We start from the raw sequence: 15,299 nt of genomic DNA, 5'->3' as shown, positions 1-15,299 counted from the left end.
CCGCTCCCGGGGCCGTCGCCTTCCAACTCGCCTATCAGGCCCCGTTGTCGGCCTTCTTGCGGCGCGCCGCGTAGAGGATGCCGCCGCCCGCGGCGAGCACCGCGGCGCCGCCGACGGTCAGCGTCACGATGCCCTCCGCGCCGGTGAACGCCAGGCCGCCACCGCCGCTGTTCGAGCCGCCGCCGGCGGAGCCGGTGCGGCTCGCGGACGGGGACGGAGCCGCGCTGCCGGAGCCGCTCGGCTGCGGGCTCTCCGGGCCGCCGGGGTCGGCGACCCGCTGCCCGCCGGGGTGGAGGCGCTCGCCGACGGGGACGGGCTCGCCGGGGTGCCGGTGCTCGCCGACGGCGAGGGGCTGCCGGAGGGCGGGGTGGTGGTGCCGCCGGGCAGGCAGCCGGCGAACGGGTAGTGGTGGGTCTCGGCGCCGCCGCTGCCGGTCAGCGACTTCGCCCACACCGAGCCGTTGACCGGGCCGCCGGTGCCGAGGTCGAACGCCGCGTTCGGGGCCAGCACGCCGCCCGGCCAGGCGTTGCCGCTGTGCTTGGTGACCGAGGTCGCGGTCGGGAGGTTCCACAGCAGCTTGGCGCGCTCGGCGCCGCCGTCCGCGGACTGCGTCTTGTCGTCCTGGACGTACGCGCCCTTGGCGTGGTCCCAGATCCAGAACCCGGTGGTCGGGGCCTTGGTCTGGTCGTAGGAGGCGCCGGTCACGTTGATGATCGTGGTGGAGCCCGCCGGGACCTTGAGGTAGACGTCCCCGGCCCTCTGCAGCACGTCGGCCGCGACGGTGAAGACGTTGGTGGCCGCGTCGGTGCCGGTGAAGGTGGTCTTCTTGCCGTCGACGACCGGTGCGCCGCCGGTGGTCTTCGCCAGCTCGGTGGAGACGTGCCGCAGGTTGGCGAACTCCTTGGCGAAGTCGATCGGCGAGGCGCCCTGCTCGACGTTGTCGGCCCGGCCGCCGCCGACCAGGGTGCCGGCGTAGACGCCCTTGCCCTTCATCAGCCGGAAGTGGGCGCCGCCGCCGATGTTCAGGTTGCCGCCCACCACCAGCGAGTAGCCGCCGGGCAGGGCCGCGATCTCCTCGGGGGTGAGCTCGTTGCCGATGGTGAAGCCGTTGCTGAAGTCGGCGTTGCCGCCGACCGCGACGGCGCCCTCGGCGTCCGGCCGGTGGGTGTCGTTCCCCTCGACGAACTCGCCGTACTTCCCGGCGACCCCGAGGTCGAAGCAGGTGCCGCCCGTCGTGGGGGCGGCGGTCGCGGCGGTCGGGGCGACCAGGGCCGCGAGGGCGAGCGAGCCGCCGAGCGCCACGGCGGCGGCGGATATGGACGTGCGCATGTGCAGGACTCCGCGTGTGGGTGCGGGCAGGAGTGGGAGATGAGCCCAGGCCGAAAAGGTATGGACCAATGCGCACTCTTTCGGCCATTCCGGCAACTGGTCAAGACCACTGACCGACACGCTCGAAATGATCCGGTCTGTCCGCGTGTCCGCCGGATCGCCCCCCGCCGCGCCCGCCCGCCGCCCGGGACCGGAGCACGGCGTAAGCCCGCCTACGATGGTCCGGTGACCAACCCGTTCTCCTTCCTCGCCGAACGCTGGCACCCGTCCCCCCAGCACGTCCGCCGGGCGGCGCTGGCCGCACTGGTGATGAGCGTGGTGATCGTGGTGACCGGCGGCGCGGTCCGGCTGACCGACTCCGGCCTGGGCTGCACCACCTGGCCCGCCTGCACCGGCAGCAGCGTAACGCCGACGCCCGAGATGGGCGTGCACGGCGTCATCGAGTTCACCAACCGGATGCTGACCTACGTGCTGTCCGCCGCGATCGGCTGGTTCATCCTGGCCGCCCGCTGCGCGAAGCCGTGGCGCCGCTCGCTGACCAAGCTCGGCTGGGCCCAGTTCTGGCTGGTCTTCTCCAACGCGGTGCTCGGCGGCATCACCGTGCTGACCGACCTCAACCCGTACGTGGTGGCGCTGCACATGGTCGCCGCGCTGGGCCTGGTCTGGGCGGCCGTGCTCGGCTGGGAGCGCAGCAAGGAGGGCGACGGCGCGCCGCACCCGCTGGCGGCGCCCGGGATCCAGCGGTTCGCGCAGGTGCTGGTGGCCTCGATCGGGGCGCTGGTGCTGGTCGGCACGCTGGTCACCGGCGCGGGCCACCACCCGGGCTCGGCCGGCACCTGGCGCATTCCGCTCGACTACGACCGCCTGGCCCAGGCCCACGCCGACCTGGTCTTCCTCACGGTGGGCCTGACGCTGGCCGCGCTGCTGGTGTTCGCCGCGGTCAAGGTCCCGCCCGCCGCCCGGGCCCGGGTGCGGGAGCTGTTCGTGCTGCTGCTCCTGCAGGGCACGCTCGGTTTCGTCCAGTACTTCACGGACGCCCCGGAGGTCATGGTCGGCCTGCACATGCTGGGCGCCGCGGTGATCTGGGGCGCCGCCCTGCGCGTCCCGCTGGCGCTGCGCACCCGGGCGGGCATCCCGGCCCAGTCCGCCGCCCCGTCCACCGAACTGGTCGCCTGACCGGTTCCCCGGAACGCACCGACGGCCCGCCGGGGAACCCGGCGGGCCGTCGTCGTCCGCGCGGCGGTCAGAGCTGGATGCCCGCCATCCGCTTCCACTCGTACGGGCCGGTCTTCACCTTCAGGCCCAGCTCACCCCCGAACTCCTCGTGCAGGGTGAGCCCGGCGAGCTCGGCGGCCCGGCGGCCGACCGCGTAGCTCGGCGCGACCTGGTCGCCCCAGGCGCCGTCGGCGCCGACCAGGACGATCCGGGTGGCGACGGCCCCGACGTACTCGACGACGGCGTCGGCGCTGCCGCCGTGCTGCGCGGCGAAGCTGCTCAGGTGCTTGGCGATGCGCTTGGCGCGGCGCTCGGCGCGGGCGTCCGGCGCGGCGGTGGTGGCGGTCTCTGCGCTGCTCATGCCCGCATGCTACCGACCGGTAGACCGGCTGGCGACGGCAGTTCGCTGTGCCGGGGGCCACACGCCCGCCACCGGCAGCTCGCCGGCCCCCGCGTAGGCCCGGGCGAACTCGGCGCCCTCCGGGCCGGGCCGGGCGATCCGGTGGATCCGCTCCAGCCGCAGCCGCAGCGCGAACTCCCGCTGCTCGGGCGGCAGTCCGGCCGGCAGGTGGAGCAGTTCGAGCAGCCGGTCGGAGAACTCCTGGGTGCGCCAGGCCGCCTCCAGCCGGCGCTGCTGGTAGCCGTCCAGCGCGCCGTGGTCGCCCCGGACGGCGGCGGCCAGCGCCCCGGCCAGGTCGGCGACGTCGGCGACGGCCGAGTTGAGGCCCTTGGCCCCGGACGGGGTGACGGTGTGCGCGGCGTCCCCGGCCAGCAGCAGCCGCCCGGCGCGCATCCGGCGGGCGACCCGGCCGCGCATCCGCAGCATGCCGGTCTCCAGCAGGGCGCCGAGCGCCGGGTCCGCGGCGTCGAGGGCGAGCCTGCGCTCCAGTTCGGCCCGGATCCGCGGCTCGTCCCAGCCGGACAGCTCCTCCCCCGCCGGGACCTCCAGGTAGAAGCGGCCGACGTCGGCGGTGCGCGGCATCATCCCGGCGAACCCGTCGGCGTGCACCGCGTAGCGGATCCGCTCGACCGGGCGGGAGATCCGGGCCAGCACGGTCAGCCAGTCGTACGGGTAGCGCCGGGCGGCGCCGTCCGCGCCGCCGGGGAGGGCGGCGGCGACCGTGCTGCGCGCGCCGTCGCAGCCGACCGCCCAGTCGGCGCGCAGCTCGCCGCCGGCTGTGCGCAGCACGGGGCGGCCGTCCCCGTCGAGGGCGACGGACTCGACGGGGCTCTCGAAGGCGACGGTGCCGCCGTCCTCCTCGTAGGCGGCGACCAGGTCGCGGACCAGCAGCTGCTGCGGGTAGACCCAGTGCCGGACGCCGCCCGAGAGCGCGCCGTAGTCGACCGGCACCCGCTCGCCGAGGCAGGTGATCTCGCACTCCCCGTGCCGCTCGCCCTCGGCGGTCAGCCGGTCGGCGAGGCCCAGGGAGCGCAGGTACTCGACCACCCGGTGCTCCAGCACACCGGCCCGGGCGGTGCGCTCCAGTTCGGCGCGGGAGAGCCGTTCGTGGACGGTGGCCTCGACGCCGGCCCGGCGCAGCGCGTGGGCGAGGACGAGTCCGGCGGGTCCGGCGCCGACCACGGCGACGGTGGTGCGGGCGGTCATCGGCTGCCTCCGGCGGCGAGCAGTCCGGCCCCGAGCGCGGCGGGCACCACGGCGGGGTTGAAGGTCTCGGTGACGGCGGCCAGCGGTCGGCGGCCGTGCCAGAGCAGGTAGGTCTTGTAGGCGGCGGGTTCGCCGTCCCAGTCGCGGACCCCGGTGTCCAGCACGGTGCGCCGGTGGGCGGTGCCGGCGGCCTGGAGGGCGGCGCCGATCGGCGCGCCGGTGTCGGTGAGGCAGCGCTCGGCGTCGGCGTCGAGCGCGGGCCGGGCGACGACCACGTTGCGGGAGAGTTCGGCGCCGTCGCGGCCGTTCAGCACCGAGCGGCGGACGATCAGCCGCTCCTCCGGCCCGGCGCCGAGCAGGGTGGCGGACCCGGCGGGGGCAGCCGCGGCGGGCACCCGGCGGTGGTCGGCCGCGCCGATCCGGGCGGGCCCGCCGGTCCAGGCCTCCAGCAGGGTGGTGGTGAGCCCGTCGGCGCTGAGCAGCATCCGGGTGGGCGGGGCGGTGAAACGGCCCGTGCGGACGGCCGTCTCGGCCGGTTTCCGGGTGGTGAAGGCGTGTGCGGACACGTCGATGGAGTGCAGCGGCATCGGTCCCCCGAGGACGTCGACGGTGTGGGCCGCGCCGGGCCGACGATCCCCCGTCCGTCCCGGCGCCCCCGCGCGGGGCGGGCGGTGGCCGACCCTACTCGACAAGTGTTTCCGCTGACGAAACGTCACCTCATGCCCGGGCAAAGCCGTTCGGCGGTCGGCCACGGGGCGTGAATACTGTCCGGGTGAACGATTTCCGTGGCTGGCCGGCCGAGGCGCTGGAGTTCTACGAGCACCTGGAGGCCGACAACTCGAGGACCTTCTGGACCGCGCACCGCGCGGTGTACGACGAGGCGGTGCGGGCGCCGATGGAGGCGCTGCTGGCGCGGCTGGAGCCGGAGTTCGGGCCGGGGCGGATCTTCCGGCCGAACCGGGACGTCCGGTTCTCGGCCGACAAGTCCCCGTACAAGACGCACGTCGGCGGCTACCTGGAGGGCGGCGGCTACGTGCAGCTGTCGGCCGACGGGCTGGCCTGCGGGCTGGGCTACTACCAGCTGGCGAGCGACCAACTGGCCCGCTACCGCGCCGCGGTGGCCGAGGACGTGCCGGGCGCCGAGCTGGAGCGGGTGGTGGCGGCCGTCCGGGCGGCCGGGCCGCAGGTGGTCGGCCGGGGCAGTCTGAAGACCGCGCCGCGCGGCACGCCCAAGGACCACCCGCGGATCGAACTGCTGCGCCACAAGGGCCTGATCGCCTGGCAGGAGTGGGAGCCCGCGGCCTGGCTGGGCACCGCGAAGGCGTACGACCGGGTCACCGGGTTCCTGCGGGCGGCGGCGCCGCTGCACGAGTGGCTGGAGAACCACGTCGGCCCCAGCGAGCTTCCGCCGCGCTGAGGCCGAGGGTCCTGCGGGAAGGGGGGGGTTCAGCCCACGAAGGGGTCGATCGCCACGACCAGGAACAGCAGGGTCAGGTAGGTGATCGACCAGTGGAACAGCCGCATCTCCTTGAGCTTGGCGCCCACGATGCCGGCCTTGGCGCGCGACTGGAGGGCGTACGCCTCCTTCATCCACAGCGCGCCGAGGACGGCGGCGGTGGCCGGGTACAGCCAGCTGGTGTGCGCGGCGGGCCACAGCAGCAGCGAGGTCGCCACCATCACCCAGGAGTAGGCGACGACCTGCCGGGCCACGCCGATGTTGCCGCGGATCACCGGCAGCATCGGCACGCCGGCCTTGGCGTAGTCGTCGCGGACCTTCATCATCAGCACCCAGGTGTGCGGCGGCGTCCAGAAGAACACCACCAGGAACAGCACCACGGCCGCCCAGGACACCGAGTTCGTCACCGAGGACCAGCCGACCAGCACCGGCATGCAGCCGGCGATGCCGCCCCAGACCACGTTCTGCGAGGTGCGGCGCTTGAGGCCGAGGGTGTAGACGAACACGTAGAACAGCAGCGCGCCGAGGGCGAGCGCCGAGGAGAGCCAGTTGACCAGCAGGCCCAGCCAGAGCGTGGAGACCACGGCCAGCACGACGCCGAAGACCAGCGCCTCGCGCGGGGAGACCATGCCGGTGACGATCGGGCGCCGCTCGGTGCGCGACATCACCGCGTCGATGTCGCGGTCGATGTACATGTTGAGCGCGTTCGCGCCGCCCGCCGACAGGTAGCCGCCGACCACCACCGCGAGCACCCGCCACAGGTTGGGCACGCCGTCCTGGGCCAGGAACATCACCGGTACCGTCGAGATCAGCAGCAGCTCGATGATCCGGGGTTTGGTGAGGGCGACGAAGGCCCCGACGCGGGCCCCGAACGGCCGGGGCGCGGTCCTCGTCCCTACCACCACCCCAGCGGGGCGGGATTCGACGGCGGTCACGGACACCTCAACAGTCGATGAACTTCCACAGGCGACCCGGTAGACCCGCAGGGTGCCCGCCGTCCGCTCTGCGCGTACCACGCAACCATAGACGTTCCATATCTCCCGATCCGCCCCGGGGTCCCCCGGCGAGCCGCGCCCGCTCCCGTCTTGCCCTTCGGACGGGCAAACCCTCCCTGGACGGGTGAAGGTAGGACAGACCAGTTGACGCCCCGCCAGGGGAATGCGACGCCGCGACCCCGCGTTGCCCGGCACAGAGGGTGAGGGGCCCCGCAAACGGTAGGCTCGCACAGAGAAGCGGGATCAACCCTCCGTGATCGGCACCAGCCACAGCGGCGTGGCCGTCCGGTCCCCTTCACGGGGTCACACTTCACAGAATCCGGAAGGAGCCCTGAGTCAGGGTGAGCACCACGCCGAACGTCTTTGAGTGGAGCGAGGCGGACCAGCGGGCCGTCGACACGGCCCGGGTCCTGGCCATGGACGCCGTGCAGAAGGTGGGGAACGGGCACCCCGGAACCGCCATGTCGCTGGCTCCCGCCGCGTACGTGATCTTCCAGCGCTTCCTGCGCCACGACCCGACCGACCCGGCCTGGGTCGGCCGGGACCGCTTCGTGCTGTCCCCCGGGCACACCTCCCTCACGCTGTACACCCAGCTGTTCCTGTCCGGCTACGGACTGTCGCTGGACGACCTGAAGGCCTTCCGGGTGGCCGGCAGCCGCACCCCCGGCCACCCCGAGCACGGCCACACCGCCGGCGTCGAGACCACCACCGGCCCGCTCGGCCAGGGCATCGGCAACGCGGTCGGCATGGCGATGGCCTCCCGCTACGAGCGCGGCCTGTTCGACCCGGACGCGGCGCCCGGCACCTCGCCGTTCGACCACACCGTCTGGGCGATCGTCTCCGACGGCGACCTCGAGGAGGGCATCTCCGCCGAGGCGTCCTCGCTGGCCGGCCACCAGAAGCTGGGCAACCTGGTCGCGCTCTACGACGACAACCACATCTCGATCGAGGGCGACACCGCCACCGCCTTCTCCGAGGACGTGCTGGCCCGCTACGAGGCGTACGGCTGGCACGTCCAGCGGGTCGCCCCGAAGTCCGACGGCGACATCGACGTGGTCGCGCTGGCCGCCGCGCTGGAGGCCGCCCGGGCCGAGACCGGCAAGCCGTCGATCATCGCGATGCGCACCATCATCGCCTGGCCCGCGCCGAACGCCCAGGACACCGCCAAGGCGCACGGATCGGCCCTCGGCGACGCCGAGATCGCCGCCACCAAGAAGGTCCTCGGCTTCGACCCGGCGAAGACCTTCGAGGTCTCCGACGAGGTCGTCGCGCACGCCCGCGGCGTGGTCCAGCGCGGCCAGGCCGCCCGCGCCGCCTGGGACGCCGAACTGGCCGACTGGCGCGCCGCCAACCCGCAGCGCGCCGCCGAGTTCGACCGGATCCAGATCGGCGAGCTGCCCGACGGCTGGGAGAAGGCGATCCCGTCCTTCCCGGCCGGCAAGTCCGTCGCCACCCGCAAGGCCTCCGGCGACACCCTGAAGGCCGTCGGCAAGCTCGTCCCCGAGCTCTGGGGCGGTTCCGCGGACCTCGCCGAGTCCAACCTCACCACGATCGACGAGGAGTCCTCCTTCCTCCCGGAGGGCAACGCGCTCAAGAGCGCCTCGCCGTACGGCCGGACGATCCACTTCGGCATCCGCGAGCACGCCATGGGCTCGATCATGAACGGCATCGCGCTGCACGGCCGCACCCGGATCTACGGCGGCACCTTCCTGGTGTTCTCCGACTACATGCGCCCCGCGGTCCGGCTCGCCGCGCTGATGAAGCTGCCGGTCACCTACGTCTGGACGCACGACTCGATCGGCCTCGGCGAGGACGGCCCGACCCACCAGCCGGTCGAGCACCTGGCCGCGCTGCGCGCCATCCCCGGCCTCGCCGTGGTCCGCCCGGCGGACGCCAACGAGACCGCCGTGGTGTGGCGCACCGTGCTGGAGCGGCAGACCAGCCACCCCGGCCCGGTCGGCCTGGCGCTGACCCGCCAGGGCGTGCCGACCTTCGACCGCGAGGTGTTCGGCTCCGCCGAGGGCGCGGCCAGGGGCGGCTACGTGCTGGCCGAGGCCGAGGGCGGCGAGCCCAAGGTCATCCTGATCGGCACCGGCTCCGAGGTGCAGCTGGCCGTCCAGGCCCGCGAGGCGCTGCAGGCCGAGGGCGTCCCGACCCGGGTGGTCTCGCTGCCGTCGGTCGAGTGGTTCAACGAGCAGGACCAGGCGTACCGCGACAGCGTGCTGCCGCCGAACGTCCGGGCCCGGGTCTCGGTCGAGGCGGGCATCGCCCAGGGCTGGCGCGAGCTGGTCGGCGACGCCGGCCGGATCATCAGCCTGGACCACTTCGGCGCCTCCGCCGACTACCAGGTGCTGTACCAGGAGTTCGGCCTCACCGCGGACGCGGTCGCCAACGCCGCCCGCGCCTCGCTGCGCACGGTCGAGGCCGTCTCCCGCTGACGCGCTGACCCGCCCGGTCCGGGGTATCCGCACTACCCCGGGCCGGCCTCCCCGGACTCCACCTGACGTACGAAAAGAAGAAGAGGGACTGAGCACCATGACCGACGCTTTGAACCGCCTCAGCGAAGAAGGCGTGGCGATCTGGCTCGACGACCTGAGCCGGGAGCGCCTGAACTCCGGCAACCTGGCCGAGCTGGTGCAGGAGAAGCACGTCGTCGGCGTCACCACCAACCCGACCATCTTCCAGAAGGCCATCGGCAGCGGCAGCGCCGCCTACGACGGCCAGCTGACCGACCTCGCGGTCCGCAAGGTCACCACCGACGAGGCGATCCGCATGATCACCACCTCGGACGTGCGGGACGCCGCCGACGTGCTGCGCCCCGTCTACGACGCCTCCAACGGCCGCGACGGCCGGGTCTCCATCGAGGTCGACCCGCGCCTGGCGCACGAGACCGCGGCGACGGTCGCCGAGGCCAAGCAGCTGTGGTGGCTGGTCGACCGCCCGAACGTGCTGATCAAGATCCCCGCCACCATGGGCGGCCTGCCCGCGATCAGCCAGGTGCTGGCGAAGGGCATCAGCGTCAACGTCACGCTGATCTTCTCGCTGGAGCGCTACAAGGCCGTCATCGACGCCCACCTGACCGGCCTGGAGCAGGCCAAGGCCGCCGGCCTCGACCTGTCGCAGATCGAGTCCGTCGCCTCGTTCTTCGTCTCCCGCGTGGACACCGAGATCGACAAGCGCCTGGACGCGGTCGGCACCCCCGAGGCCAAGGAGCTGCGCTCCAAGGCCGCCGTCGCCAACGCCCGCCTCGCCTACCAGGCGTACGAGGAGGTCTACGGCTCGGTGGACGGCGCCAAGCCGGCCTCCGCGCGCTGGGCGGCCCTGGAGGCGGCCGGAGCCAAGCCGCAGCGCCCGCTGTGGGCGTCCACCGGCGTCAAGGACCCGAACCTGCCGGACACCCTCTACGTGACCGAGCTGGTCGCCCCGGGCACCGTCAACACCATGCCCGAGGCCACCCTGGACGCCACCGACGACCACGGCCAGGTCACCGGCGACACCATCACCCCGAACTACGCCGACGCCAAGGCCGTGCTCGACGCGGTCGCCGCCGCGGGCGTGGACTACGACGACGTGGTCCAGGTCCTGGAGGACGAGGGCGTCAGCAAGTTCGAGGCCTCCTGGACCGAGCTGCTCGACACCGTCACCGCGGCGCTCGAAGCGCACGGCAAGAACTGACACCTGCTCACGGAACCGACGCACGGAAAGCGGAGCACACCACAGTGAGCAACACCCAGCCGTACCCGGATGTGGAGGGCACGGAGCCGGCCGCGGGAGACACCCCGGACCGGCCCGTCAACCCGCTGCGCGACCCCGCCGACCGGCGGCTGCCGAGGATCGCCGGGCCGTCCGGCCTGGTGATCTTCGGCGTCACCGGCGACCTGTCGCGCAAGAAGCTGATGCCGGCGGTCTACGACCTCGCCAACCGCGGCCTGCTGCCGCCGGGCTTCTCGCTCGTCGGTTTCGCCCGCCGCGAGTGGGAGGACGAGGACTTCGCCAACGAGGTGCACGACGCCGTCAAGGAGCACGCCCGCACGCCCTTCCGCGAGGAGGTCTGGGAGCAGCTCGCCAAGGGCATGCGCTTCGTCCAGGGCGACTTCGGCGACGACGAGGCGTTCGACACCCTGCGCCGCACGATCGAGGACCTCGACCAGGCGCAGGGCACCAGCGGCAACTTCGCGTTCTACCTGTCGGTGCCGCCGAAGTTCTTCCCGACCGTGGTCCAGCAGCTCAAGAAGCACGGACTGACCGACCCGGCGCCGGGCTCCTGGCGCCGGGCGGTGATCGAGAAGCCGTTCGGCCACGACCTGGCCAGCGCCCAGGAGTTGAACCGGATCGTCCACGAGGTCTTCCCCCGTGACGAGGTCTTCCGGATCGACCACTACCTGGGCAAGGAGACCGTCCAGAACATCCTGGCGCTGCGCTTCGCCAACCAGATGTTCGAGCCGATCTGGAACCGGTCGTACGTCGACCACGTGCAGATCACCATGGCCGAGGACATCGGCATCGGCGGCCGGGCCGGCTACTACGACGGCATCGGCTCCGCCCGTGACGTCATCCAGAACCACCTGCTCCAGCTGATGGCGCTGACCGCCATCGAGGAGCCGGCGTCCTTCCACCCGAAGGCGCTGGTCGCCGAGAAGCTGAAGGTGCTCAGCGCCGTCAAGCTGCCCGCCGACCTGGGCGCGCACACCGTGCGCGGCCAGTACAGCTCCGGCTGGCAGGGCGGCGAGGAGGTGCTCGGCTACCTGGACGAGGACGGCATCAACCCCGAGTCCAAGACCGACACCTACGCCGCCATCAAGCTGGAGATCAACAACCGGCGCTGGGCGGGCGTCCCGTTCTACCTGCGCACCGGCAAGCGGCTGGGCCGCCGGGTCACCGAGATCGCGGTGGTCTTCCAGCGCGCCCCGTACCTGCCGTTCGACTCCTACGCAACCGAGGAGCTCGGCCAGAACGCCCTGGTGATCCGCGTCCAGCCGGACGAGGGCGTCACCGTGCGGTTCGGCTCGAAGGTCCCCGGCACCGCGCTGGAGGTCCGCGACGTCACGATGGACTTCGCCTACGGCGAGTCCTTCACCGAGTCCAGCCCCGAGGCGTACGAGCGCCTCATCCTGGACGTCCTGCTCGGCGACGCGAACCTCTTCCCGCGGCACCAGGAGGTCGAGCTGTCCTGGCAGATCCTCGACCCGATCGAGCAGTACTGGGACGCCAACGGCAAGCCCGCGCAGTACCCGGCCGGCACCTGGGGCCCGGTCGAGGCGGACGAGATGCTCGCACGAGACGGCAGGAGCTGGCGCCGGCCATGAAGATCGACCTGACGGACACCACGTCCAGCAAGATCAACGCTGCCCTGATGGACGCCCGCCGGGCCAGCGGCTCGACCGCCGCCGGCATGGTGCTGACCCTGGTCATCGTGACCGACGAGGGCAGCGCGTACGACGCCCTCAAGGCCGCCAACGACGCCTCCCGCGAGCACCCCTCGCGGACGCTCGCCGTCATCAAGCGGGCCGGCCGCTCGCCCCGCGCCCGGGCCGAGACCCGGCTGGACGCGGAGATCCTGGTCGGCACCGACGCGGGCAGCGGCGAGACCGTCGTCCTGCGGATGCACGGCGAACTCGCCGCGCACGCCCAGTCGGTGGTCCTCCCGCTGCTGCTGCCGGACGCCCCCGTGGTGGTCTGGTGGCCGGACAACGCGCCGCTCAACCCGGCGCAGGACCCGCTCGGCGCGCTCGCCCAGCGCCGGATCACCGACGCGGTGACCGCCGAGTCCCCGGTCGGCCAGCTCGCCCAGCGGGCGGCCGGCTACACCCCCGGCGACACCGACCTCGCCTGGACCAGGATCACCGGCTGGCGCTCCATGCTGGCCGCCGCCCTGGACCAGCGCGACGTCGAGATCACCGGCGCGGTGGTCGAGGGCGAGTCGTACAACCCCAGCGTCGAACTGCTCGGCCTGTGGCTGCACAACCGCCTGCGCGTCCAGGTCGAGCGGGTCGTCACCGGCGGCCCCGGCATCACCGCCGTCCGGCTGCGCACCAAGGAGGGCGACATCACCCTCGACCGCCCCGACGGCCTGCTCGGCACGCTCTGCATGCCCGGCGCGCCCGACCGGATGGTCGCGCTCAAGCGCCGCGACACCGCCGAGCTGATCGCCGAGGAGCTGCGCCGCCTCGACCCCGACGACATCTACGCCGCCGCCGTCCGCACCCCGGTCGACCGGCTGCGCGAGCGGATCGCCGGCGTCGAGCACGCGGGACCCGGCGGCACCGTGGAGGCCGAGGCCCCCGCGGCGGCGGAGCCGGACGCCAAGGTCGTCGAGGCCGCCGTCGCCGCCCCGGCCCGGGTCACCGCCAAGCTGCCGGAGAAGGCCGCCCCGGCGGCGAAGAAGGCCACCGCCAAGAAGGCCGCCCCGCGCAAGCGGAGCGGCCAGTGAGCACCGACCGGGTCCTGGTCCACCGGGACGCCGCGCTGCTCGCCCAGGCGGCCGCCGCCCGGCTGCTCACCGCCCTGGCCGACGCCCAGGCCGCCCGCGGCACCGCCCACCTGGTGCTCACCGGCGGCCGCAACGGCAACGCCCTGCTCGCCGCGCTCGCCGCCCACCCGGCGCGCGACGCGGTGGACTGGGCGCACGTCGACCTGTGGTGGGGCGACGAGCGCTACCTGCCGGCCGGCGACCCGGAGCGCAACGCGGTGCAGGCCGCCGCGTTCCTGGACGCCGTCCGGCCGCTCGGCGCCCGGGTGCACGAGATGCCCCCCGCCGACGGCAGCACCCCCGCCGAGGACGCCGCCGAACAGTACGCCGCCGAGCTGGCCGCGGCCGCCGCCCCCGGCGAACGGCTGCCGCTCTTCGACGTCCTGCTGCTCGGCGTCGGCCCCGACGCCCACGTCGCCTCGCTCTTCCCCGGCCACCCCGGGGTCGAGCAGGCGGACGGCACCGTCATCGCCGTCCACGACTCCCCCAAGCCCCCGCCCACCCGCCTCTCCCTCACCCTCCCCGCCCTGCACCACGCCCGCCAGGTGTGGCTGCTGGCCGCCGGCCCCGACAAGGCCGACGCGGTCGCCCTGGCCCGCACCGCCCCGGGAGCCGCCACGGCCCCGGCCGGCGCGGTCACCGGCACCGAGCAGACCTTGTGGCTGCTGGACGAGGCGGCGGCGGGCAAGCCCGCCTGAGTCCGCACGTCGCACGAGGCCCGGTCCGGTTCCCCGGACCGGGCCTCGTGCGTCCTGCTACAACTCTGCTGTGGAGACGGAGAACAGCATCACCGGCGGCAGCTTCAAGGGCACCGTCGTCCAGGCCGGCACCGTGGTCCTCGGCCCGGCCCCGGTCCGCCCGTCCGGGCTCCCGCCGCGCACCCTGTTCGTCGGCCGCGAGCAGCTGCTCACCGAGCTGATCGACGCACTCGCCACCGGGCACGGCCCGCTGCTGGTCTCCGCGCTCGCCGGCCTCGGCGGGATCGGCAAGACCGCCCTCGCCGTGGAGACCGCCCACCGGGCCCTGCCGCGCTTCCCCGGCGGGGTCCTCTTCATCGACCTGCACGGCTACGACGAGCACCCCGTCACCCCCGAACAGGCCCTCGACACCCTGCTGCACGCCCTCGGCGCGGACCTCCCGCCCGATCCGGCCGCCAAACAGCACCTCTACCGCAGCCGGCTCGCCGCCCTCGACGGGCCGCTGCTGCTGATCGCCGACAACGCCTCCTCCCCCGCCCAGGTCTCCCCGCTGCTGCCCGGCGACCCGCGCCACCGCACCCTGGTCACCAGCCGCCACCGGCTCGCCGACCGCACCCTGGCCCCGCGCCACTTCCGGATCGACGTCCTCGACCCGGCCGACTCCCTCGCCCTGCTCACCGAACTCACCGGTGTCGACGACCCGTTGCTGCCCGAGCTGGCCGAGCTCTGCGGCCACCTGCCGCTGGCCCTGCGGATCGCCGGGGCGCTGCTCACCGACCGCTCCCCCGCCGAACTGGCCACCGCCCTCGCCGACACGCGCGCCCGCCTCGCCGCCCTCGACCTCGGCCCCGACCTGGCCGTCCACACCGCCTTCGACCTCTCGTACCGCCGGCTTTCCCGCGCCGAGGCCCGGCTGTTCGCGCTGCTGTCCCTGCACCCGGGGCCCGATCTGTCGCCCGGGGCCGCCGCAGCCCTCGCCGGCCGCCCCGAGGCCGACACCCTGGAGCTGCTGCGCGCCCTCACCCGGGCCCACCTGCTGGAGGAGGCAGACGGCGGCCGGTACCGCTTCCACGACCTGGTGCGGCTGTACGCGGCGAACCTCCGCGGGCGGGGTGTCCGGGCCGCCCGGAAGCGGCTGCTCGGCCGGCGCTGCCGGAGCTGCGTCCCGGCTACCGGCGCGACGCCCGGCTGCTGGTCGAACGGGCCCGTGCGCTGTTCACCGTCTTCCTGGCCGTCGCCGCCGCGCCCAGGTCGGCCGCCGTCACCGAACTGCCCGCAGTGCTCGCCGCCCTGCACACGCTGGAGGAGCCCGTGTCCCGGTTGGAGGAGCCGGAGGTGACCGGCCAGTACCTGCTCTCGCTGGCCACCGTCCACAGGGCGCGGCACGACGAGGCCGCCGAGGCGGCGGCCCTGACCGGGGTGGTCGAGGAACTCCGGGACCACGCCGCCTCGTACGACCTCCGGTACGCGCGAAGTCGCCTCGCCGTCATCACGGCGAAGGGCGCCACCGGTGGCCGGTGACGCCCTTCGT

15 protein-coding genes are annotated in these 15,299 nt (G+C 73.9%); 9 read left to right on the top strand and 6 right to left on the bottom strand.

Translation table 11 applies throughout. The features are described 5' to 3' along the window. Window positions 1–34: 34 nt before the first annotated feature. The gene (locus OU787_RS24055; RefSeq protein WP_268660492.1) at window positions 35–127 is read right to left on the bottom strand and encodes an LPXTG cell wall anchor domain-containing protein; all 93 of its coding nucleotides are present in this window, start codon (window positions 125–127) and stop codon (window positions 35–37) included. Next, a complete protein-coding gene (locus OU787_RS24050; protein ID WP_268660491.1) occupies window positions 124–1,329 on the bottom strand; it encodes a choice-of-anchor A family protein in 1,206 nt (401 codons plus the stop codon). The genes OU787_RS24055 and OU787_RS24050 overlap by 4 nt, the downstream gene beginning before the upstream one ends. 225 nt (window positions 1,330–1,554) lie before the next feature. Between OU787_RS24050 and OU787_RS24045 the strand changes: the two genes are divergently transcribed. Then, window positions 1,555–2,505, top strand: a complete 951-nt coding sequence (locus OU787_RS24045) for a COX15/CtaA family protein (RefSeq protein WP_030461474.1) — start codon at window positions 1,555–1,557, stop codon at window positions 2,503–2,505. A 67-nt stretch (window positions 2,506–2,572) separates the two neighbouring features. Here OU787_RS24045 and OU787_RS24040 read toward each other — a convergent pair whose 3' ends face one another. Genes OU787_RS24040 through OU787_RS24030 form a run of 3 tightly spaced genes read right to left on the bottom strand, consistent with a single transcriptional unit; the run spans window position 2,573 to window position 4,737 of the window. Further along, window positions 2,573–2,905: a hypothetical protein gene (locus OU787_RS24040; RefSeq protein ID WP_030461473.1), complete on the bottom strand. Its 333-nt coding sequence runs from the start codon at window positions 2,903–2,905 to the stop codon at window positions 2,573–2,575. Window positions 2,906–2,914: 9 nt separating this feature from the next. Further along, entirely contained in the window at window positions 2,915–4,150 is a 1,236-nt protein-coding gene (locus tag OU787_RS24035; protein WP_035956065.1) for an FAD-dependent monooxygenase, read from the bottom strand. Further along, window positions 4,147–4,737 (bottom strand): hypothetical protein, encoded by a 591-nt coding sequence (locus OU787_RS24030; protein WP_051817183.1) that lies wholly within the window; start codon window positions 4,735–4,737, stop codon window positions 4,147–4,149. The genes OU787_RS24035 and OU787_RS24030 overlap by 4 nt, the downstream gene beginning before the upstream one ends. A 185-nt stretch (window positions 4,738–4,922) precedes the next feature. On the opposite strand from OU787_RS24030, the gene OU787_RS24025 reads away from it, so the two are divergent. Further along, the gene (locus tag OU787_RS24025) at window positions 4,923–5,567 is read left to right on the top strand and encodes a DUF2461 domain-containing protein (RefSeq protein ID WP_268660490.1); all 645 of its coding nucleotides are present in this window, start codon (window positions 4,923–4,925) and stop codon (window positions 5,565–5,567) included. A 29-nt stretch (window positions 5,568–5,596) separates the two neighbouring features. On the opposite strand, the gene OU787_RS24020 is transcribed toward OU787_RS24025, so the two are convergent. Beyond that, the gene (locus OU787_RS24020) at window positions 5,597–6,541 is read right to left on the bottom strand and encodes a heme o synthase (RefSeq protein WP_030461469.1); all 945 of its coding nucleotides are present in this window, start codon (window positions 6,539–6,541) and stop codon (window positions 5,597–5,599) included. A 401-nt stretch (window positions 6,542–6,942) separates the two neighbouring features. On the opposite strand from OU787_RS24020, the gene tkt reads away from it, so the two are divergent. The 7 genes from tkt to OU787_RS23985 all read left to right on the top strand — a co-directional run bounded on the left by tkt (window position 6,943) and on the right by OU787_RS23985 (window position 15,289). Beyond that, window positions 6,943–9,039: a transketolase gene (tkt, locus tag OU787_RS24015; protein ID WP_268660489.1), complete on the top strand. Its 2,097-nt coding sequence runs from the start codon at window positions 6,943–6,945 to the stop codon at window positions 9,037–9,039. 97 nt (window positions 9,040–9,136) lie between these two features. Next, on the top strand, window positions 9,137–10,276 hold the full coding sequence (gene tal, locus OU787_RS24010; RefSeq protein WP_268660488.1) for a transaldolase: 1,140 nt from the start codon (window positions 9,137–9,139) through the stop codon (window positions 10,274–10,276). Window positions 10,277–10,347: 71 nt separating this feature from the next. Next, window positions 10,348–11,907 (top strand): glucose-6-phosphate dehydrogenase, encoded by a 1,560-nt coding sequence (gene zwf / locus OU787_RS24005; RefSeq protein ID WP_051817189.1) that lies wholly within the window; start codon window positions 10,348–10,350, stop codon window positions 11,905–11,907. Next, entirely contained in the window at window positions 11,904–13,031 is a 1,128-nt protein-coding gene (gene opcA, locus OU787_RS24000) for a glucose-6-phosphate dehydrogenase assembly protein OpcA (protein ID WP_030461465.1), read from the top strand. Before zwf ends, opcA begins: the two co-directional genes overlap by 4 nt. After that, window positions 13,028–13,768 carry a 6-phosphogluconolactonase gene (pgl, locus tag OU787_RS23995; RefSeq protein ID WP_268660487.1) on the top strand — a complete coding sequence of 247 codons (741 nt, stop codon included), beginning with the start codon at window positions 13,028–13,030 and terminating at the stop codon, window positions 13,766–13,768. Before opcA ends, pgl begins: the two co-directional genes overlap by 4 nt. A gap of 70 nt (window positions 13,769–13,838) precedes the next feature. Further along, on the top strand, window positions 13,839–15,107 hold the full coding sequence (locus OU787_RS23990) for a hypothetical protein (RefSeq protein ID WP_268660486.1): 1,269 nt from the start codon (window positions 13,839–13,841) through the stop codon (window positions 15,105–15,107). Next, window positions 15,104–15,289, top strand: coding sequence for a hypothetical protein (locus OU787_RS23985; protein ID WP_268660485.1), 186 nt, complete (start codon window positions 15,104–15,106; stop codon window positions 15,287–15,289). The genes OU787_RS23990 and OU787_RS23985 overlap by 4 nt, the downstream gene beginning before the upstream one ends. Window positions 15,290–15,299: the final 10 nt, after the last annotated feature.

Origin of the sequence: Kitasatospora sp. YST-16 (assembly GCF_026802215.1) — a bacterium.
Classification (GTDB): Bacteria; Actinomycetota; Actinomycetes; order Streptomycetales; family Streptomycetaceae; genus Kitasatospora; species Kitasatospora cineracea.
This window is presented reverse-complemented; position numbering and strand designations above follow the sequence as displayed.

Excerpts from the sequence above, each read along its gene's own strand:
- OU787_RS24050 (WP_268660491.1), bottom strand. The coding sequence starts at position 1,329 with ATGCGCACGTCCATATCCGCCGCCGCCGTGGCGCTCGGCGGCTCGCTC.
- OU787_RS24040 (WP_030461473.1), bottom strand. The coding sequence starts at position 2,905 with ATGAGCAGCGCAGAGACCGCCACCACCGCCGCGCCGGACGCCCGCGCC.
- OU787_RS24035 (WP_035956065.1), bottom strand. The coding sequence starts at position 4,150 with ATGACCGCCCGCACCACCGTCGCCGTGGTCGGCGCCGGACCCGCCGGA.
- OU787_RS24030 (WP_051817183.1), bottom strand. The coding sequence starts at position 4,737 with ATGCCGCTGCACTCCATCGACGTGTCCGCACACGCCTTCACCACCCGG.
- tal (WP_268660488.1), top strand. The coding sequence starts at position 9,137 with ATGACCGACGCTTTGAACCGCCTCAGCGAAGAAGGCGTGGCGATCTGG.
- opcA (WP_030461465.1), top strand. The coding sequence starts at position 11,904 with ATGAAGATCGACCTGACGGACACCACGTCCAGCAAGATCAACGCTGCC.